Source organism: Streptomyces sp. NPDC032721, from assembly GCF_055579625.1.
Genome location: NZ_JBVIMX010000004.1, coordinates 212,538 through 231,586 on the forward strand (window position 1 = coordinate 212,538; position 19,049 = coordinate 231,586).

Below are 19,049 nucleotides of genomic sequence, written 5' to 3' on the forward strand. Positions count from 1 at the left end.
GCCGCCGTACACCTTGGAATCCCACCTGGTCCCGGTGGTCCGCCGTGTCGTGCGCCCATCATAGGAATGCGGCCCGCACTGTGTGAGGCACCAGGGGTGGTGAATCCGGGTACACCCGCAGTTCACCGGTTGTTTCGTCCGGATTGCGGAGATCGGTACCGGTGCCGATCGTGGGGGCGGTCCCCGCCACCGCCCCCACGAGCCCTCCTTCAGTCCCCCGAGGGCGAACGCGGGGCGCTCACCGTGGTGCGCGGTGGGCGTCGCTGGGAGGAGGTACGGATGATGAGTTCGGTCGGTATCACCTGCTCGATGGGGTGCCCGGTATCGAGTCCCTCGATGGCGTCGATGAGGAGCTGGACGACGGCGGTGCCGATCCGCCGGGGCTTCAGCGAGAGGGTGGTGATGGGCGGCTCGGTCGTCGCGTACACCGTCGACTCCGAGCAGCAGACGAGCAGCAGGTCCTCGGGGACCCGCAGCCCGTAGCGCCGGGCGGCGGCCAGCAGGTCCGTGCCGTTGGGGTCGAAGAGTCCGTAGACGGCGTCCGGGCGGTCCGGGCGGGCGAGCAGCCGGTCGGCCGCGACGGCGCCCGCGCACGGATCGTGCGCCGGGTAGGACTCGTACACCGGATCCTGGCCGACCCGCTCGCACCAGCGCAGGTACGCGGTGGTGGAGAGACGGGTGTACGTGTCGGTGGTGGTGCCGGTGAGCAGGCCGATGCGGCGGGCGCCGGCGTCGGCGAGGTGGTCGAGGAGTTCGAGTACGGCGGCCTCGTGGTCGTTGTCGACCCAGGCGGTGACCGGGAGGGCCCCGGACGGGCGGCCGTCGGAGACGACCGGCAGTCCCTGGCGCATGAGCTCGGTGACGACCTGGTCGTCGTCGGAGGGGTCGATGACGACGGTCCCGTCGAGTGCGACGTTCTGCCACACGTCGAAGGGGCTGTGCCGGGAGGACGCGGGGAGGATGACCAGCGCGTAGCCGCGGGCGAGCGCGGCCGAGGTCGCGGCCCTGGCCATCTCCGCGAAGTACGCGAATTCGGTGAAGGTGAAAGGTTCATCCCCGTACGTGGTCACGGTCAGGCCGATGAGGCCTGACTTGCCGGTACGGAGCGTGCGGGCCGCGGCCGACGGGCGGTAGCCCAGCCGGTCGGCGACCTCGCGGACGTGGCGGCGGGTGGCGTCCGGGAGCCGGCCCTTGCCGTTGAGGGCGTCGGACACGGTCGTGATGGAGACACCGGCTGCTGCGGCGACATCCCGGATGCCCGCACGTTCTGGCCGACTGCCTCGCCGGGGTGTCTCGGTCCGGCTCACCTGATGGTTCCCTGCTGCTGTCATGGCGAGCCGATAGTAGGGCGCCGAGGGCTGGTTGGGCTCCGCGCATATGCGCCGATTGACAGGCACGTTTCTGCATGGGCCCACCTGTTCATCGACCATGGAAGTCAAGGGAGTTGGGCGGAGTAGCGCCCTTGAGGCGCGCGACTGGCGGTGTGCGTGCGGTACCTGCCCGATGTTTCGGGGAGGTCTCAACTCACCACTTCGAGGGACGCGCGCCACGGCGTGAGCCACCGGCGCGCGAGATCGGAGGGGGCGCGCCCCCTTCCCATCGCGCCCTGGCCGGGCAGGGCCGGCGAGCGGCCCCGACAGCCCCTTCGCAGCGCCGCCCAATCCTCATATGGTGAGCAGTATTGGTGGTACGTACGGTCGAGGAGGACCCTGAAGTGAGCGAGACGAGCCCCAAGCTGCGCGCGGTGCTGGACGGCATCCCCACGTACAAGCCCGGGAAGCCTGCCGCGGCCGCGGACGCCGAAGGCCCGGCGGCGTACAAGCTGTCCTCCAACGAGAACCCCTACCCCCCGCTGCCGGGCGTCATGGAGCGCGCGGTCGAGGCGGCGGGCAGCCTGAACCGTTACCCCGACATGGCCTGTACGGAGCTGATGAACGAGCTCGCCGAGCGTTTCGGGGTGCCCGTCTCGCACCTGGCGACCGGCACCGGGTCGGTCGGTGTCGCGCAGTCGCTGCTGCAGGCGACCTCGGGTCCGGGCGACGAAGTCATGTACGCGTGGCGGTCGTTCGAGGCGTACCCGATCATCACGCAGATCAGTGGCGCGACGGCGGTGCCGGTGCCGCTGACCGACGGGGACGTGCACGACCTGGACGCGATGGCGGACGCGATCACCGAGCGGACCCGGCTGATCTTCGTCTGCAACCCCAACAACCCCACCGGCACCGTGGTGCGCAAGGCCGAGCTGGAACGGTTCCTCGACCGGGTGCCGGACGACGTCCTGGTCGTACTGGACGAGGCGTACCGGGAGTTCATCCGCGACGGAGAGGTGCCGGACGGCATCGAGCTGTACCGGGACCGGCCGAACGTCGCCGTGCTGCGGACCTTCTCCAAGGCGTACGGGCTGGCCGGCCTGCGGATCGGCTTCGTGGTGGCGCACGAGCCGGTGGCGGCGGCACTGCGCAAGACGGCCGTGCCCTTCGGTGTGAGCCAGATCGCACAGGACGCGGCGGTCGCCTCGCTGCGCTCCGAGGCGGCGCTGCTGGAACGGGTGGACGCGCTGATCGCCGAGCGGTCGCGGGTGTACGACGCGCTGGTCGGCCAGGGCTGGACGGTGCCCGAGACGCAGGCGAACTTCGTGTGGCTGCGGCTGGGGGAGCGGACCGTGGACTTCGCGGCGGCCTGCGACAAGGCAGGTGTGGTGGTGCGGCCGTTCGCCGGTGAGGGTGTCCGGGTGACGATCGGTGAGGTCGAGGCGAGCGACCTGTTCCTCAAGACGGCGGAGGCGTTCCGCAAGGAGCTGTGAGCGCTCCGAGGCGGGTGGTGCCCCTGCGAGCCGTGTGCGGCTTGTGGGGGCACCTCGCGTTTTAGGGGGTACCCCCCTTGGAGGTCCCGAATGGGCGTGCGACATAATGCTTGTGAATGTGAACGCGTTCACAAGCGTGTCCCCGTTCGTCCCAAGATTTGTGGGATTTAAGGGGCAAACTGCCGATGAAAACGGCGACGTAAGGAGAGGACGACGTGGACCTGGCTCTGGCGCCGGAGACCCTGGCGCGATGGCAGTTCGGTATCACCACCGTCTATCACTTCCTTTTCGTCCCTCTGACGATCTCGCTCGCGGCGCTGGTCGCCGGACTGGAGACGGCGTGGGTACGGACGGGCAAAGAGAAGTACCTCAAGGCGACGAAGTTCTGGGGCAAGCTCTTCCTGATCAACATCGCGATGGGCGTCGCGACGGGCATCGTGCAGGAATTCCAGTTCGGCATGAACTGGTCCGACTACTCGCGGTTCGTCGGTGACATCTTCGGAGCGCCACTGGCCTTCGAGGCCCTGATCGCGTTCTTCTTCGAGTCCACCTTCATCGGACTGTGGATCTTCGGCTGGGACAAGCTGCCCAAGAAGATCCACTGCGCCTGCATGTGGCTGGTCTCGATCGGCACGATCCTCTCCGCGTACTTCATCCTGGCGGCCAACTCCTGGATGCAGCACCCGACCGGCTACCGGATCAACGAGGAGCGCGGCCGGGCCGAGCTCACCGACTTCTGGAAGGTCCTCACCCAGGACACCGCGCTCACCCAGTTCTTCCACACCATCACCGCGGCCTTCCTGGTCGGCGGCGCGTTCCTGGTCGGGATCGCCGCCTTCCACCTGGCGCGCAAGAAGCACATCCCGGTGATGCGCACCTCGCTGCGGCTCGGCCTGGTCACCGTGGTGATCGCCGGTCTGATGACCGCGGTCAGCGGGGACACGCTCGGCAAGGTCATGTACGAGCAGCAGCCGATGAAGATGTCGGCCGCCGAAGCCCTCTGGGAGGGCGAGGCACCCGCACCGTTCTCGGTGTTCGCGGTCGGCGACGTCGACAAGGGCCACAACCGGGTCGCCATCGAGATCCCCGGAATACTGTCCTTCCTCGCCCACAACAACTTCACCGAGTACGTCCCGGGCATCAACGAGCTCAACAAGGCCGCGCAGGAGAAGTACGGGCCCGGCGACTACCGGCCCAACATCCCGGTCGCCTACTGGAGCTTCCGCTGGATGATCGGCTTCGGCATGGCGTCCTTCGGGCTCGGGCTCCTCGGCCTGTGGCTGACCCGGAAGAAGTTCCTGCTGCCACCGGGGCTGCGGACCGGTGAGGACGAAGTGCCGAACCTGGTGCTGTTCCGGAAGAAGGCACTCAGTCCGCGACTCGCCTCGGCGTACTGGATCGTCGCGCTGTGGACCATGCTCTTCCCGCTGATCGCCAACTCGTGGGGCTGGATCTTCACCGAGATGGGCCGTCAGCCCTGGGTCGTCTTCGGTGTTCTGAAGACCTCCGCCGCCGTCTCCCCCGGTGTCTCGCAGGGTGAGGTACTCACCTCGATGATCGCCTTCACCTCGCTGTACGCGATCCTCGCCGTGGTCGAGGTCAGGCTGCTGGTGAAGTACGTCAAGGCCGGTCCGCCGGAACTCGACGAGAACGACCTCAACCCGCCCACCAAGATCGGCGGGGACGGCAAGGACGCCGACCGCCCCATGGCCTTCTCGTACTGAGGGAGGAGAGATCACCATGCAACTCCACGACGTCTGGTTCGTCCTGATCGCCGTTCTGTGGATCGGCTACTTCTTCCTCGAAGGCTTCGACTTCGGGGTCGGCGTTCTCACCAAGCTGCTCGCGCGCGACCGCAAGGAGCGCCGGGTTCTCATCAACACCATCGGCCCGGTCTGGGACGGCAACGAGGTCTGGCTGCTCACCGCGGGCGGTGCGACCTTCGCGGCCTTCCCCGAGTGGTACGCCACCCTGTTCAGCGGCTTCTACCTGCCGCTGCTGATCATCCTGCTCTGCCTGATCGTCCGGGTGGTCGCCTTCGAGTACCGGCACAAGCGCTCCGGGGAACGCTGGCAGACCAACTGGGAGCACGTGCTCTTCTGGAGCTCCCTGGTGCCGGCCTTCCTGTGGGGCGTGGCCTTCGCGAACATCGTGCGGGGCGTGAAGATCGACCGGGACATGGAGTACGTCGGGAACTTCTTCGACCTGCTCAACCCGTACGCCCTGCTGGGCGGTCTGGTCACGCTCACCCTGTTCACCTTCCACGGCACGGTCTTCACCGCGCTCAAGACGGTGGGTGACATCCGGGTGCGGGCAAGGAAGCTGGCGGTGGTGCTGGGCGCCGTGACCGCCGTCCTGGCACTCGTCTTCCTGATCTGGACCCAGATCGAGAACGGTGACGTCACCAGCCTGATCGCGATGATCGTCGCGGCACTCGCGCTGGTCGCGGCCATCGCGCTGATCGCGGCGGGCCGCGAGGGCTGGTCGTTCGCGCTGTCGGGTGTGACCATCGCGGCCGCGGTCGCCATGCTCTTCCTGACGCTCTTCCCGAACGTCATGCCGTCCTCGCTGAACGAGGCCTGGAACCTCACGGTCACCAACGCCTCGTCCAGCCCGTACACACTGAAGATCATGACCTGGTGCGCCGGGATCGCGACTCCGGTGGTGCTGCTGTACCAGGGGTGGACGTACTGGGTCTTCAGGAAGCGGATCGGCACACAGCACATCGCCGATGCGCACTGAGGAGACGCACTGAGATAGTGCGTTGAGGTCCTGCCCGTCCTGTAGTGGGGGATGTTTCACGTGAAACCGATCGACCCGCGTCTGCTCCGGTACGCCCGGGCCACCCGCTTCTTCCTCGGAGCGGTGGTGGTCCTCGGATTCGCAGGCGCGGGTCTGGTCGTCGCCCAGGCGATGCTCATCGCCGAGGTGGTGGTCGGGGCCTTCCAGAAGGGGATGGACTCCGGCGGGCTGCGGACGCCGCTGCTCCTGCTGGTGGCGGTGGCGGCCGGCCGGGCCCTGGTGGCCTGGCTGACCGAACTGGCCGCCCACCGGGCGAGCGCGGCGGTCAAGTCCGAACTGCGGGGGCGGCTGCTGGAGCGGGCGGCCGGGCTGGGACCCGGCTGGCTCGGCGGGCAGCGGGTCGGTTCGCTGATCGCGCTGGCCACCCGGGGCGTCGATGCGCTGGACGACTACTTCTCGCGCTATCTGCCGCAGTTGGGGCTCGCGATCGTCGTCCCCGTGGCAGTGCTCGCGCGGATCGTGACCGAGGACTGGGTGTCCGCGGCGATCATCGTGGTGACCCTGCCGCTGATCCCCGTCTTCATGATCCTCATCGGGTGGGCCACCCAGGCCCGGATGGACCGCCAGTGGAAGCTGCTGTCGCGGCTGTCCGGGCACTTCCTCGACGTGGTCGCAGGGCTGCCGACGCTCAAGGTGTTCGGCAGGGCCAAGGCGCAGGCCGAGTCGATCCGGGCCATCACCGCCGAGTACCGGCAGGCCACCATGCGGACGCTGCGGATCGCGTTCCTGTCCTCGTTCGCGCTGGAACTGCTGGCGACGCTTTCGGTGGCGCTCGTCGCGGTCACCATCGGCATGCGGCTCGTGCACGGCGAACTCGACCTGTACACCGGACTGGTCATCCTGATCCTGGCCCCGGAGGCATATCTGCCGCTGCGCCAGGTCGGGGCGCAGTACCACGCGGCGGCCGAGGGACTGTCGGCCGCCGAGGAGATCTTCGAGGTGCTGGAGACCGGGCTGCCCGAGGGCGGTTCGGGGGAGCTGCCCGACTCCTGCGCGCTGCGCGTGGAGCGGGTGACCGTACGGCACGAAGGGCGTACCGCTGCCTCGTTGGAAGCGGCCTCGCTGGAGGTCGCGGAGGGCGAGACGGTCGCCCTGGTCGGACCGAGCGGGGTCGGGAAGTCGACGCTGCTGAACGCCCTGCTGGGGTTCGTGCCGCTGGCCGAGGGGCGGGTGCTGGTCGGGGACACCGACCTGGCGGACGTGTCCCTGGAGAAGTGGCGGGAGCGCGTGGCGTGGGTGCCGCAGCGGCCGCACCTGTTCGCCGGGTCGGTCGCCGAGAACGTACGGCTGGCGCGGCCCGAGGCCGATGACGCGGCGGTGCTGGAGGCACTGCGGGACGCCGGGGCGTACGACTTCGTGGCGGCGCTGCCGCAGGGCGTGGAGACCCTGCTCGGGGAGGACGGGGCCGGGATCTCCGCCGGACAGCGGCAACGGCTGGCGCTGGCACGGGCGTTCCTCGCCGACCGTCCCGTGCTGCTGCTCGACGAGCCGACGGCCTCGCTGGACGGCGAGACCGAGGCGGGAATCGTCGAGGCGGTACGGAGGCTGGCGGTGGGGCGGACCGTGGTGCTGGTCGTGCACCGGCCGGCACTGCTGGCGGTGGCGGACCGGGTGGTGCGGCTGAACGAGGCCGGGGCTGCTCCTGGAACCGCGGTGCCTTCGCAGGGCGGAGAGGCGCCGGTCTCCGGGCTGCGGGAGTCCGAGGTGCTGGATGCCGAGGTGCTGGACGCCGGGGAGCTGGGCGCCGAGGTGCCTTTGGCCGGGACGCCGGGCGCCGAGGTGCGGGCCGACGGTGTTTCACGTGAAACACGCGGCGGGGTGCTGGGCCGGGTGCGGCAGGACGCGGGAAGCCAGCGCGGGCGGCTCGGTCTGGCGCTGCTGCTGGGGAGTCTGGCGCTGGCGTCGGCCGTGGGGCTCATGGCGGTGTCCGGCTGGCTGATCTCCCGGGCCTCGGAGCAGCCGCCGGTGCTCTATCTGATGGTGGCGGTCACTGCGACCAGGGCCTTCGGTATCGGGCGGGCCGTGTTCCGGTACGCGGAGCGGCTCGTCTCGCACGATGCGGTGCTGCGGATGCTCGCCGATATGCGCGTCGCCGTCTACCGGCGGCTGGAGCGCATCGCGCCCGCCGGACTGCGCCGGACCAGGCGCGGAGACCTGCTGTCCCGGCTGGTCGCCGATGTGGACGCGTTGCAGGACTACTGGCTGCGGTGGGCGCTTCCGGCGGGAGCGGCCGTCGTGGTGAGCGTGGCTTCCGTCGGGTTCACGGCCTGGATGCTGCCCGAGGCCGGGGCGGTACTGGCCGTGGGGCTGTTCCTCGCCGGGGTGGCGGTGCCGCTGGTGAGCGGTGCCGCGTCGCGGCGGGCGGAGCGGCAACTGGCTCCGGCGCGCGGTGAGCTGGCCGTACGGGTGGCGGACCTGCTCGGCGGGGTGGGCGAGCTGACGGTGGCGGGGGCGCTCCGGCGCCGTATCGCTGCCGTACGGGAGGCGGACGGCGTGCTGACCGGGATCGCCTCGCGGGGTGCGTCGGCGACCGCGCTCGGCGGTGGGCTGTCGGCGCTGGTGTGCGGGCTGACCGTGGTCGGGGCCGCGTGGGCCGGGGCGCAGGCGGTGGCCGACGGGCGGCTGGCCGGGGTGCAGTTGGCCGTGGTGGTGCTGACGCCGCTGGCCGCTTTCGAGGCGGTGACCGGGATGACGTTGGCGGTCCAGTACCGGCAGCGGGTCCGGCGCAGTGCGGAGCGGGTGTACGAGGTGCTGGACGCGCCGCTTCCCGTACGGGAGCCGGAGACGCCGGGGCAGCTGCCCGAGGTGCTCTTCCCGGTGGAGGTACGGGGGCTGTCCGCGCGGTACGCGGGGCAGGAGCGGGATGCCCTGGCCGGGGTCGACCTGACGCTGGAGGCGGGCAAGCGGATCGCGGTCGTCGGGACGAGCGGGGCGGGCAAGACCACCCTCGCGCAGGTGCTGCTGCGGTTCCTGGACGCGGGAGCGGGCACCTACACGATCGGTGGGGTGGCCGCCGATTCGCTCGACGGTGACGACGTGCGCCGGGCGGTCGGGCTGTGCGCGCAGGACGCGCACCTCTTCGACAGTTCCGTACGGGAGAACCTGCGGCTGGCCAGGACCGGTGCGCAGGACGACGAACTGCTGGAGGCACTGGGCCGGGCCCGGCTGCGCGAGTGGGTCGAGGCGCTGCCGGACGGACTGGACACGCTCGTGGGTGAGCACGCGGTGCGGCTGTCCGGTGGGCAGCGCCAGCGGCTCGCGCTGGCCAGGGCGCTGCTGGCCGACTTCCCCGTACTCGTACTGGACGAACCGGCCGAGCACCTGGACCTGGCGACCGCGGACGCCCTGACGGCCGATCTCCTCGCCGCCACCGAGGGACGGACGACGGTGCTGATCACACACCGGTTGCAGGGGCTGGGAGCGGTGGACGAGGTAGTAGTGCTCGACGGGGGAAGGGTCGTGCAGCGCGGGGCGTTCGCGGCGCTGGCCTCGGAGGACGGGGCGCTGCGGCGGATGCTGGAGCGGGAGAGGGCGGCGGAACCGGTCGGGTAGCGTAAAACGGGCAAACGCCAGCTGGTCGACTTTCCCCTTTAAATAGGACTTACTAGTCTCAAGGGCATGTCAGTGCAGCAGGACCCGGCCTCCCCCGATTCACCACAGGACGCTCTCGTCGCCGCGACCGAGGCCACCCGCAGCCTCCAGGGTCTGTCGACCGAGCTCACCGCGCGCGTGCCGCAGCTGCTGGAGGCCATGCGGTCGGTGGGCACCGGTCTTGAGCTGCACTCCACCCTGGACCGGATCTGCGAGACCGCGGCCGAGCTCGCCGGTGCCCGGTTCGCCGCCATCGGGGTCGTCGACGACGAGGGCGACGGGCTCTCCGACTTCGTGACGTACGGCGTGACCAAGACGGAGGCAGCGGCCATCGGGAAGCTGCCGGGAGGGCACAAGGGTCTGCTCGGGGCGCTGATCCAGAACCCCGAACCGGTGCGGCTCGCGGATCTGACAGCGGACGCCAGATTCGAGGGCTTTCCGCCGCACCATCCGCCGATGCGCACCTTCCTCGGTGTACCGATCAAGGTGCAGGGCAAGATCTTCGGCAATCTCTATCTCGCCGAGAAGCGCGGCGGGGAGGAGTTCAACGACTACGACCTGCACATGCTGCGAGTGCTGGCCACCGAGGCCGGCATCGCCATCGGCAACGCCCGGCTGTACGAGGCCGCGCGCCAGCGCGAGCGGTGGATCGACGGGTCGGTGGCGGTGACCACCGCGCTGCTCTCCGGCGGCGATGTGGACGATGCCCTCTCCGTGGTCGCCGAGCAGGCCAGGCGGCTGGCGGACTCGGCGGCCGGGATGGTGCTCCTGCCCGCCGACGAGGGCGGTCTGGAGATCGCGGCGGTCTCCGCGGACAATCCCGGGGATTCGCTGGGCAAGATCGTTCCGGCGGAGAGCCCGATCGTGGGCCTGCTGCTCGGGGGCGAATCGGTGTTCGTGAGCGACTCCGCCACCGATCCGCGCATGATCACGGACATGTCCGGTCAGTACGGGCCGAGCATGCTGCTGCCGCTGCACAGCGGCGGCCGGGTGATGGGTGCACTCGCCACCCCTCGGGAGCGCGGCAGCAAGCCCTTCACCGAGGCCGAGCGGACCCTGGCCACCCAGTTCGCCTCGCAGGCGGCACTGGCGCTGATGATGGCCGAGTCGCAGCGCGACCGGGAACGCCTCGCGGTCTACGAGGACCGCGACCGGATCGCCCGTGACCTGCACGACCTCGTCATCCAGCGGCTGTTCGCGACGGGGATGATGCTGGAGAGCGCCCAGCGCAGGTCGGTGGTGCCGGAGGTGCAGACGGGCGTCGGCAAGGCGGTCGACGAGCTGGACGTGACGATCCAGGAGATCCGCACGGCGATCTTCGCGCTCCAGCAGGGGCCCGCCGAGGCCCCGTCCGGGCTACGGACCCGGGTGCTGCGGGAGATCAACATGGCGGCGGTGCCGCTGGGCTTCAAGCCCGCGCACCGCTTCGTCGGTCCGGTGGACGCGCTCGTCGGCGAACTGACCGGCAAGAACCTGATCGCAGCGCTGCGCGAGGCGCTGTCGAACGCCTTCCGGCACGCGGAGGCCACCCGGATCGAGGTCGTCGTGGACGCCACCGTGGCCCTGCCCGACGGGGAACGCGCGGTCCGGCTCACCGTCGCGGACGACGGGGTGGGCATTCCCGAGGGCGGCCGGCGCAGCGGGCTGCGGAACCTGCGCCGGAGGGCGGAGGCGCTGGGCGGTTCCAGCGCGTACGGGCCGGGGCTGGACGAGGGGGGCGGCGGGACGACGGTGGTGTGGGAGGCGCCGTTGTAGCCGGGTGCGGGCATCAGGAGGTGCCAGGTGAGTAAGGGGTGGGCTCCGGGAGGCCACCCCTTACCGGGCCGGGTTGCTGTGCGCCTGCCCGCCTATTCGCCGGCGAGGATGCGCTCGATGACGACCGCGACGCCGTCCTCGTTGTTGGCGACCGTACGTCCGGAGGCGGCGGCCACGACCGCCGGGTGGGCGTTGCCCATCGCGTACGAGCGGCCTGCCCAGGCCAGCATCTCGATGTCGTTCGGCATGTCACCGAAGGCGACGACCTCCTCCGACGCGATGCCGCGCTCGGCGCAGCAGCGGGCCAGGGTGCTCGCCTTGGAGACTCCGGTGCCGCTGATCTCCAGGAGGGCGGTCGGGCTGGAGCGGGTGACCGAGCCGAGGTCGCCGACGGCGGACCTGGCCAGGTCCAGGAAGTCGTCCGGGGTGATCGTCGGGTGGTGCGCCAGCAGCTTGAGCACCGGGTCGCTGCTGCCCGGGTTCTCCTCCTGCAGCAGTTCCTCGGCGGTGCCGATACCCGCGGCCGGGTCGAACTGGAAGGGCGGGTACTCCGGCTCGTAGTGGATGCCGGTGGTCAGCTCCACGGCGAAGGAGGTGCCGGGCACGGCGGCACGCAGTGCGGCCACTGCGGCTGCGGCGGACGCGCGCTCCAGGGGGTACACCTCGATCAGCCGGCCGCCCGCGTGCAGGTCGACGACGGCGGCTCCGTTCGCACAGATCGCCAGGCCGTGGCCGTGCACGTGCTCGCTGACCACGTCCATCCAGCGGGCCGGGCGGCCGGTGACGAAGAAGACCTCGATGCCGGCCTTCTCGGCGGCGGCCAGGGCGGCGACGGTGCGCGCCGAGACGGACTTGTCGTCCCGCAGGAGGGTGCCGTCCAGGTCCGTGGCGATCAGCCGGGGTGCGACGGCGGTACCGGGGGCCGTGCCGAGGCCGGTGTCGGGGACGGTGCCGGAGGCCGCGGCCGGGCGGGAGCGAGGGTCGGTAGCTGAGGTCATCGACTCATCTTCCCGTATGAAGTGCACGGACGTGCGAAAGGGTGCACATCTGTGGAGTGAGGTGTTCCGGCTGATGGGGAGGCCCGGGGTCGGGCGGAATTCCCTGGGGGATTGTCAGTGCCCCGACCTACGATGTGAATCAATTCCGGGTCCTGCCCCGCGTGTTGCGGCCGGCGGCATGGGCCGGACGGCCGTCGCGATTCGTCAGGGGGGACCCAGCGATTCGTCCGAGCCCACGCAGCCGCCCACACACGCGAGGTGATTCTTGGTGAACCCGAATTCGCATCCCCGTACGCCGACGGACCAGCCCAGGGAGGAGGGCCTCGATCCCGAGGTCAACACCTTCCAGGTCGACCTCCGCGGTCTCGTCGACCTGCTCTCCCACCACCTCTACTCCAGCCCCCGCGTCTACGTCCGCGAGCTCCTGCAGAACGCGGTGGACGCCTCCACCGCCCGCCGGGGCCACGACCCCGAGGCCCCCGTCCGCATCCGGCTGCGCGCCACCGCCGAAGGCGCCGTGACCATCGAGGACAGCGGCATCGGCCTCACCTCCGACGAGGTGCACACCCTCCTCGCCACCATCGGTCGCAGCTCCAAGCGGGACGGGCTGGAGGGCGCCCGCCGGGAGTTCCTCGGCCAGTTCGGCATCGGGCTGCTCGCCTGCTTCGTGGTGGCCCGGCAGATCCGCGTCGTCTCCCGTTCGGCCCGCACGCCGGACGCGCCGCCCGTGGAGTGGCTGGCCACCGACGACGGTTCGTACACCGTACGCACGCTGCCCGACGACGCCCGTGCCGAGCCCGGCACCACCGTCCACCTGGAGCCGCGCCCCGGCGCCGAGGAGTGGACGGCCGCCGCGCGCGTCGAGGAACTGGCGCGGGACTTCGGCTCGTTGCTGCCGTACGACGTCACCTTCAGCGGCCCCGACGGTACGGAGCGCCCGGTCACGGACCGGCCCGCCGTCTGGGACCGGGCGCACCCGACGCCGACCGCCCGCCGGGTCGCGCTGGCCGGGCACTGTGCGCAGACCTTCGGTTTCACCCCGCTCGACAGCATCGACCTGGACCTGCCGGTGGCGGGTGTGCGCGGGGTGGCGTACGTCCTGCCGACGGCCACCAGCCCGGCCCATCACGCCGCCCACCGGGTCTACCTCAAGGGCATGCTGCTCACCGACAGGGCGGACAACCTCCTCCCCGACTGGGCGTTCTTCGTCCGCGCCGTCCTCGACACCGACACCCTGCGGCCCACCGCGTCCCGCGAGAACCTGTACGACGACGAGACCCTGGACGCCGTACGGGAAGCGCTGGGCGTGCGCGTACGGGAGTGGCTGGCGGAGCTGGCGGCGGGGGACCCGGACCGGCTCGCGGCGTTCCTGGCCGTGCACCACCTGGGCGTGAAGTCCCTCGCCCGGCACGACGCCGAGCTGCTGGAACTGATGCTGCCCTGGCTGCCGTTCGAGACCAGCGACGGCCGGCTCACGCTGGACGAGTTCGCCCGCGCCCACCCCGAGATCCACTTCACGCGCACCGTCGAGGAGTTCCGCCAGGTCGCCCCGATCGCCGCCGCGCACGGCCTGGGAGTGGTCAACGGCGGCTACACGTACGACGCCGAACTGGTTGAGATGCTGCCCCGGATACGGGCGGGAGTGCGGGTCGCCGAGCTCGATGCCGGGGCGGTCACCGCGCACCTGGACCCGGTGGCGCCCCAGCAGGAGCTGGCGCTCGCGTCCTTCCTGGCCACCGCCAGGACCCGCCTCGACCCGCTCGGCTGCGACGTCGTACTGCGCGGGTTCCAGCCGGTGACGCTGCCCGCACTGTTCCTCGACGACAGGCAGGCCCGGCACGAGCGGGATCGGGCGGACGCCGAGGCCGGGGCGGACGACCTGTGGACCGGCATCCTCGGCGCGCTGCGCGGTTCGGTGCCGCGCGCCCGGCTCGTCCTCAACCACAACAACCCCCTCGTCAGGAAAGTTTCGGCGATACCCGACGCCGAGCTGGCGGGCACGGCGGTGGAGTCGCTGTACGGGCAGGCACTGCTGATGTCGCAGCGCCCGCTGCGCCCGGTCGACACCTCGCTGCTCAACCGCGCCTTCCTGGGGCTGCTGGAGTGGGCGACCCACCCGGTCGTCGGTACGGACGCGAAGAAGAACACCGACAAGAGCAGCGACAAGAGCAGCGACAAGAACACCGACAAGAGCGCCGAGGAGGACGGCAAGTGAGCACCCCCGCGACCTCTCCCGAGGAGATCCGGCAGGCGATCTGGGAGAACCGCCAGTCCCCGAACGGGGCCGTCCGCAACTCCCGCGCCGAGGAACTCCTCGCCGCCGCCGAGCAGTTGCACGATGCCGAGCTGGTCCGGCTCGCCCTGTTCAACCTCATCGACGCGTACGAGTTCAGCACCGAGCGCGGCAAGCTGATCGTGCCCTTCGCGCGGCTGCTCCAGGAGTGGGACCGCGACCCGTCCGGCTTCGACCAGTGGGACGTGCAGAGCCTGCACTGGCGGTTCAAGTGGGTCAGCAGCGGCATGCTCGACCTGCCGGACATCCCCCTGTCGTCGATCCGGCAGTGGGTCGAGGAGATGGGCCGCAGGTACGCGGTGGCCGGGTACAGCGCGCGTGCGGTGCGCCAGTCCGAGTACTACCTGGCGTACGAGATCGGCGACGACGAGGCCGCCGACCGTGCGCTGAAGGCCTGGACGTCGGCGGACCGCGACGAGATGAGCGACTGCCACGCCTGCGAGCTCAACGAGCAGGGCGGCTACTGGGCGCGCCGGGAGCAGGACGAGAAGGCGCTCGCCGCCTGGGCACCCGTACTCGGCGGCGAGCACGTCTGCGCGGAGGAGCCGCACCGGGTCCTCGCGGAGGCACTGGTTCCGCTGGTCCGGCTCGGGCGCCTCGACGAGGCCAGGGCGTACCACCTGCGCGGCTACCGGATGGCGAAGGGCAACGAGAGCCTGCTGCGCAGCATCGGGCACCACATCGAGTTCTGCGCGCTGACCGGCAACGAGGCGCGGGGCCTGGAGATCCTCGCCGAGCATGCGCGGCACCTCGGTCCGCTCAACGACTCGGACGCCCAGCTGGGCTTCGGCGGCGGTGCTCTGGTGCTGCTGGGACGGCTGATGGAGCGGGGGTACGGGGCGCTTCCCGCGGCCCCGTACCAGGGCGCGTCCCGTACGGTCGGTGAGCTGCACGGGATGCTGCTCGCCGAGGTGACCGCGCTCACCGCCCGCTTCGACGCGCGCAACGGGACCGGGGCCAGCTCGGCGCGGCTGGCCTCGCGGCTCGGGCAGCGGCCGCTGGTGGAGGCGTTGCCGCTGGGGGTACGGGTGGGGGTTGTAGCCCCTGTGGCTCCTGCGACCCCTGCTGCTTCGGTGGCTGTGGAGGGTGTGGTTCCTGCGGAGCATGCGAGTGTCGACGTACGAGAACTGGCGGTGAAGGCGCGTGAGTTGAGGTCGGGCGGGCATCCGTCGGCCGACGCGCTGTGGGACCGGATCGGAGTTCTGGCCGGGGAGAGCGGTGGGGCGGGGGATCCGCTGCTGGATGCCGAACTGCTGGAGCACCGGGCGATCGGGATCGGCAGGGCGGGCGGGGAGCAGGTCGCGGACGGTACCGCGCGGGCGCTCTTCGGGTCGGTCGTGGCCGCTTTCGTCGCGGTGGGCGACCCCGGCAGGGCCGCGCTCAACGGGACCCGGATCGCCGTCGCCGCCGCGCAGGAGGGTGCGCCGGACGAGGACATCCGGGCCGCGCTCGACGCGGCGGAGGCGCTGGTGGAGGAGATACCCGACGGCGACCCGCTGGAGGGGCGGCGACGGGCGACGCTGGAGCTGACGCGGATCAAGCTGGAGGCGTTCGCGGCGCAGCGGGCCCATGCGCACGGGCCTGGGTCCGGGGCTGGGTCCGGGGCTGGGGCTGCGAGCGGGCACGGCGCCGGGCACGATGTGGAGGCCGAGGAGCGGTTCCTGGCGGCGATGGCGGACTTCGTCGCGCGGTACGGAGCGGGTGGTTCCGTGACGGGCGCGGGGGACCCGCAGCAGGTGTCCGACCTGCTCGCGGAGGCCGAGGAGGCCCTCGCGCAGGCGGCGACGCAGGCGCAGGAGTGGGACCGCGCGGACTCGCTGCTCGCCTCCGCGGCCCGCCGCAACCAGGACGGGGGCCGGCCGTGGCACGCGGTGGACCCCCTGACCCGGCTGGCCAGGCTGCGCATGATGCTCGGCCGGCTCCCGGAGGCGGAGGAGACCGCCCGTACGGCGCTCGAATGCTCCGCCGAGGTCACCGACGCCGACGAACTGGGCGGCGTGCGGCTGGCGTTGGCGGAGGCGCTGTACCGGCAGGACGGCAAGGAGGTCGAGGCCGCGACGTACGCGCTGGAGGCGGCGCACTGGTTCGACGCGGCGGGCGACAGCGCTGGGGCGGGGGCGTACGCGCGGCTGATCCTGGCCCAGGCGTACGGCGAGAGCGACCGGGTGGCGGAAGCGGCCGAGATCCTTGAGTCGGCGCTGCCCGACCTGCTGGAGCACGGCGAGGAACAGGCCGTACGCGCCCGCGACGTGCTCGGGCACCTGCTGCGGCAGCTCGGTGACGGAAAGGCGGCGGCCGAGCAGTACCTGCTTGCCGCCGAGACCGCCAAGGACTGGGAGAACGCGGCGGCGAAGGCCCGGCTGGCGATGCTGGCCGGGGAGTGTCTGGCGGGCGAGGAGGGGCTGGAGCAGCAGGCCGAGCAGGCATACGTGCGGGCCGCCGAGCTCTGGCAGGAGGCCGGTGACACCTTCGGCCACGTACGGGCGCTGCGCGCCCTGGCCTGGCTGGCGGCCGAGGAGGAGTACGACGACGAGGGCGAAGAGATCGGCCAGGACCTCGACAGGGCGCGGGAGTTGATGGAACGGGCCCTCGCCGTACTCGTCGACGACGATCCCGAGCACCGGCTGGAGCGGGCCCGCACCTGGTCGCAGCAGGCGCAGTTGTTCTACAACAGCGACGCGGACGACGACAGGGACGACGACAGGGACGGCGATGCGGACAGCGGTGCGGAACAGGTCGTCGGGCTGAGCCGGCGGGCAGCGGAGGCGCTGCGCGAGTTCGGCGTCGCGGAGCTGAACGAGCGGTCGGCCTGCGTGCTGCGGGCAGCCTGGACCCTGAAGGGGCTCGACCGGGTGGACGAGGGGCGGATGGTGCTCGCTGACTACGTAGCGGAGCTGGCGGTCCTGGTGAAGGAGTCGGCGGCAGCCGAGTCGGGGTCGGGGTCGGAGCCGGGGCCGGAGTCGATGTCGGCGGAGTCGCAGGCGGCGGCGGGCGTGCTGGCCCAGATGGAACAGCGACTGGAGCAGTACGGCTGAGACGGCCGCTGACGCTGACGGGTCCGGCGGGGAGGGGCCGGGGCGAAGGGGGGAGACGGGAGAGAAGGGGGAGAGGGGGAGAAAGGGTCATCGCACCCGTCTCCCCCACGCCGGATCCCCAGCGCCCCCTACGCCCCTCCCCCACCACCCGTCACTTCAACTGCGCGAGCCCCTCCTGCGCGATCTGCTCGAAGACCTTCTCGTCCGCCGCGAACTGGGTGTCCGCGATCGGCCAGTGCAGTACGACCTCGTCGATGCCCAGCTCCGCGTGGCGGCCCGCGAAGTCCACGAACGCGTCGAGGGACTCCAGCGGCCGGTCCGGGGTGAACCCGGTCAGCAGGGTCTTGCCCAGCTCCCGGGGGTCGCGGCCGATCGCCTCACATGCCGTACCCAGCTTGGCGATCTGCCCGCGGATCGCCTCCAGGGACTGGTCGGGGGTGCCGTCGGCGAACAGCTTGGGGTCGCCGGTGGTGACCCAGGCCTGCCCGTGCGCCGCGGCCAGCTTGAGCCCGCGCGGCCCGGTCGCCGCCACCGCGAACGGCAGCCTCGGCCGCTGCACGCAGCCGGGGATGTTCCGTACGTCGCCCGCCGACCAGAACTTCCCGTCGTACGAGACGGCGTCCTCGCTCAGCAGCCGGTCGAGCAGGGGGACGAACTCGGCGAACCGGTCCGCCCGCTCGCGCGGCGTCCACGGCTCGGCGCCCTGCGGCGCCAGCGCCGTCGCGTCGAACCCGCCCGCGCTGCCCGCGCCGATGCCCAGGGTGACGCGCCCGTTGCTGATGTCGTCGAGCGAGATCAGTTCCTTGGCGAGGGTCACGGGGTGGCGGAAGTTGGGGGAGGTGACCAGGGTGCCCAGTCGCAGCCGCTCGGTGGCGGACGCGGCGGCCGTCAGGGTCGGCAGCGCCCCGAACCAGGGGCCCTCGCGGAACGGCACCCGCCACGAGAGGTGGTCGTAGGTGTACGCGGTGTGGAAGCCCAGCTCCTCTGCGCGCTGCCACACCTCCTTGCCGCCCTCGTGCCAGCGGCGGACGGGCAGAATCACAGTGCTCAGACGCATGGGGCCGACTCTACGGGGCCTGCTCAGGCTCCCGGGAACCGCACGAACGGCACCGGGACGTGCGCCGTGAGCCACACCCCGTTGGCGCTGACCCGGAAGACATGGCCGGCCCGGTGCATCGCCCCGGCGTCCACGGACAGGATCACCGGGCGGCCCCGGCGGGCCCCGACCCGGCTGGCGGTCTCCCGGTCGGGCGACAGATGGACGTCGTGTCGGTTCATCGGGCGCAGCCCTTCGGCGCGGATCGCCGCCACGGCGCGGGGGTGGGTGCCGTGGAAGAGGTACGCGGGCGGCTCGGCCGGCGGCAGGGCCAGGTCGACGTCGACGGAGTGGCCCTGGCTGGCGCGGATCAGGGCGCCCCGGTCGGGGTCGTCGTCCCGTACGGCGAAGCGCTTCTTGTCGTTGGTGGCGACGACGTGGTCCAGCTCGTCGCGGCTGATGCGGAAGCCGTGCTCCCCGGCGGCCCGGAGCAGGGTGTCGATCTCGACCCAGCCGTTCTCGTCGAGGGTGATGCCGAGGCGCTCGGGCTGATGTCGCAGATGTTTCGAGAGGTACTTCGACACCTTCACGATGCGGTGTTCATTCATTCCGCCAGGGTCGCGGAATCCGGGCGCACACCGCATCTGAATTCCCGCTCGCAGCCGGGCAGTTCGCCGTCATCCACAGCCAAGATCCCTTTTCCACAGGGGAAATGAATGACCTGTGGATAACTCCC

At 71.3% G+C, this 19,049-nt stretch carries 11 protein-coding genes; 7 read left to right on the forward strand and 4 right to left on the reverse strand.

Going from position 1 to position 19,049, the window contains the following annotated elements:
• Window positions 1-209: 209 nt before the first annotated feature.
• On the reverse strand, window positions 210-1,331 hold the full coding sequence (locus tag ACZ5PB_RS11210; RefSeq protein WP_468689905.1) for a LacI family DNA-binding transcriptional regulator: 1,122 nt from the start codon (window positions 1,329-1,331) through the stop codon (window positions 210-212).
• Window positions 1,332-1,714: 383 nt separating this feature from the next.
• Between ACZ5PB_RS11210 and hisC the strand changes: the two genes are divergently transcribed.
• The 5 genes from hisC (at window position 1,715) to ACZ5PB_RS11235 (ending at window position 10,951) form a co-directional block, all read left to right on the forward strand.
• The gene (hisC, locus tag ACZ5PB_RS11215) at window positions 1,715-2,803 is read left to right on the forward strand and encodes a histidinol-phosphate transaminase (protein ID WP_468689907.1); all 1,089 of its coding nucleotides are present in this window, start codon (window positions 1,715-1,717) and stop codon (window positions 2,801-2,803) included.
• Window positions 2,804-3,018: 215 nt separating this feature from the next.
• On the forward strand, window positions 3,019-4,527 hold the full coding sequence (locus ACZ5PB_RS11220; RefSeq protein ID WP_468689909.1) for a cytochrome ubiquinol oxidase subunit I: 1,509 nt from the start codon (window positions 3,019-3,021) through the stop codon (window positions 4,525-4,527).
• A 16-nt stretch (window positions 4,528-4,543) separates the two neighbouring features.
• Window positions 4,544-5,545 (forward strand): cytochrome d ubiquinol oxidase subunit II, encoded by a 1,002-nt coding sequence (cydB, locus tag ACZ5PB_RS11225; RefSeq protein WP_468689911.1) that lies wholly within the window; start codon window positions 4,544-4,546, stop codon window positions 5,543-5,545.
• Window positions 5,546-5,605: 60 nt separating this feature from the next.
• Window positions 5,606-9,157, forward strand: coding sequence for a thiol reductant ABC exporter subunit CydD (gene cydD / locus ACZ5PB_RS11230; RefSeq protein ID WP_468689912.1), 3,552 nt, complete (start codon window positions 5,606-5,608; stop codon window positions 9,155-9,157).
• Window positions 9,158-9,223: 66 nt separating this feature from the next.
• Window positions 9,224-10,951, forward strand: a complete 1,728-nt coding sequence (locus ACZ5PB_RS11235) for a GAF domain-containing sensor histidine kinase (protein WP_468689914.1) — start codon at window positions 9,224-9,226, stop codon at window positions 10,949-10,951.
• Window positions 10,952-11,043: 92 nt separating this feature from the next.
• Here the strand turns inward: ACZ5PB_RS11235 and ACZ5PB_RS11240 are convergent, their stop codons facing one another.
• Window positions 11,044-11,949, reverse strand: a complete 906-nt coding sequence (locus tag ACZ5PB_RS11240) for an HAD family hydrolase (RefSeq protein WP_468689916.1) — start codon at window positions 11,947-11,949, stop codon at window positions 11,044-11,046.
• Window positions 11,950-12,217: 268 nt separating this feature from the next.
• On the opposite strand from ACZ5PB_RS11240, the gene ACZ5PB_RS11245 reads away from it, so the two are divergent.
• Window positions 12,218-14,164, forward strand: a complete 1,947-nt coding sequence (locus ACZ5PB_RS11245; RefSeq protein ID WP_468689919.1) for an HSP90 family protein — start codon at window positions 12,218-12,220, stop codon at window positions 14,162-14,164.
• Entirely contained in the window at window positions 14,161-17,277 is a 3,117-nt protein-coding gene (locus tag ACZ5PB_RS11250) for a tetratricopeptide repeat protein (protein ID WP_468689921.1), read from the forward strand. Before ACZ5PB_RS11245 ends, ACZ5PB_RS11250 begins: the two co-directional genes overlap by 4 nt.
• Window positions 17,278-17,428: 151 nt before the next feature.
• Here ACZ5PB_RS11250 and ACZ5PB_RS11255 read toward each other — a convergent pair whose 3' ends face one another.
• Window positions 17,429-18,334, reverse strand: coding sequence for an LLM class flavin-dependent oxidoreductase (locus tag ACZ5PB_RS11255; protein WP_468689922.1), 906 nt, complete (start codon window positions 18,332-18,334; stop codon window positions 17,429-17,431).
• Between the two features lie 23 nt (window positions 18,335-18,357).
• Window positions 18,358-18,921 (reverse strand): RNA 2'-phosphotransferase, encoded by a 564-nt coding sequence (locus ACZ5PB_RS11260; protein ID WP_468689924.1) that lies wholly within the window; start codon window positions 18,919-18,921, stop codon window positions 18,358-18,360.
• Window positions 18,922-19,049: the final 128 nt, after the last annotated feature.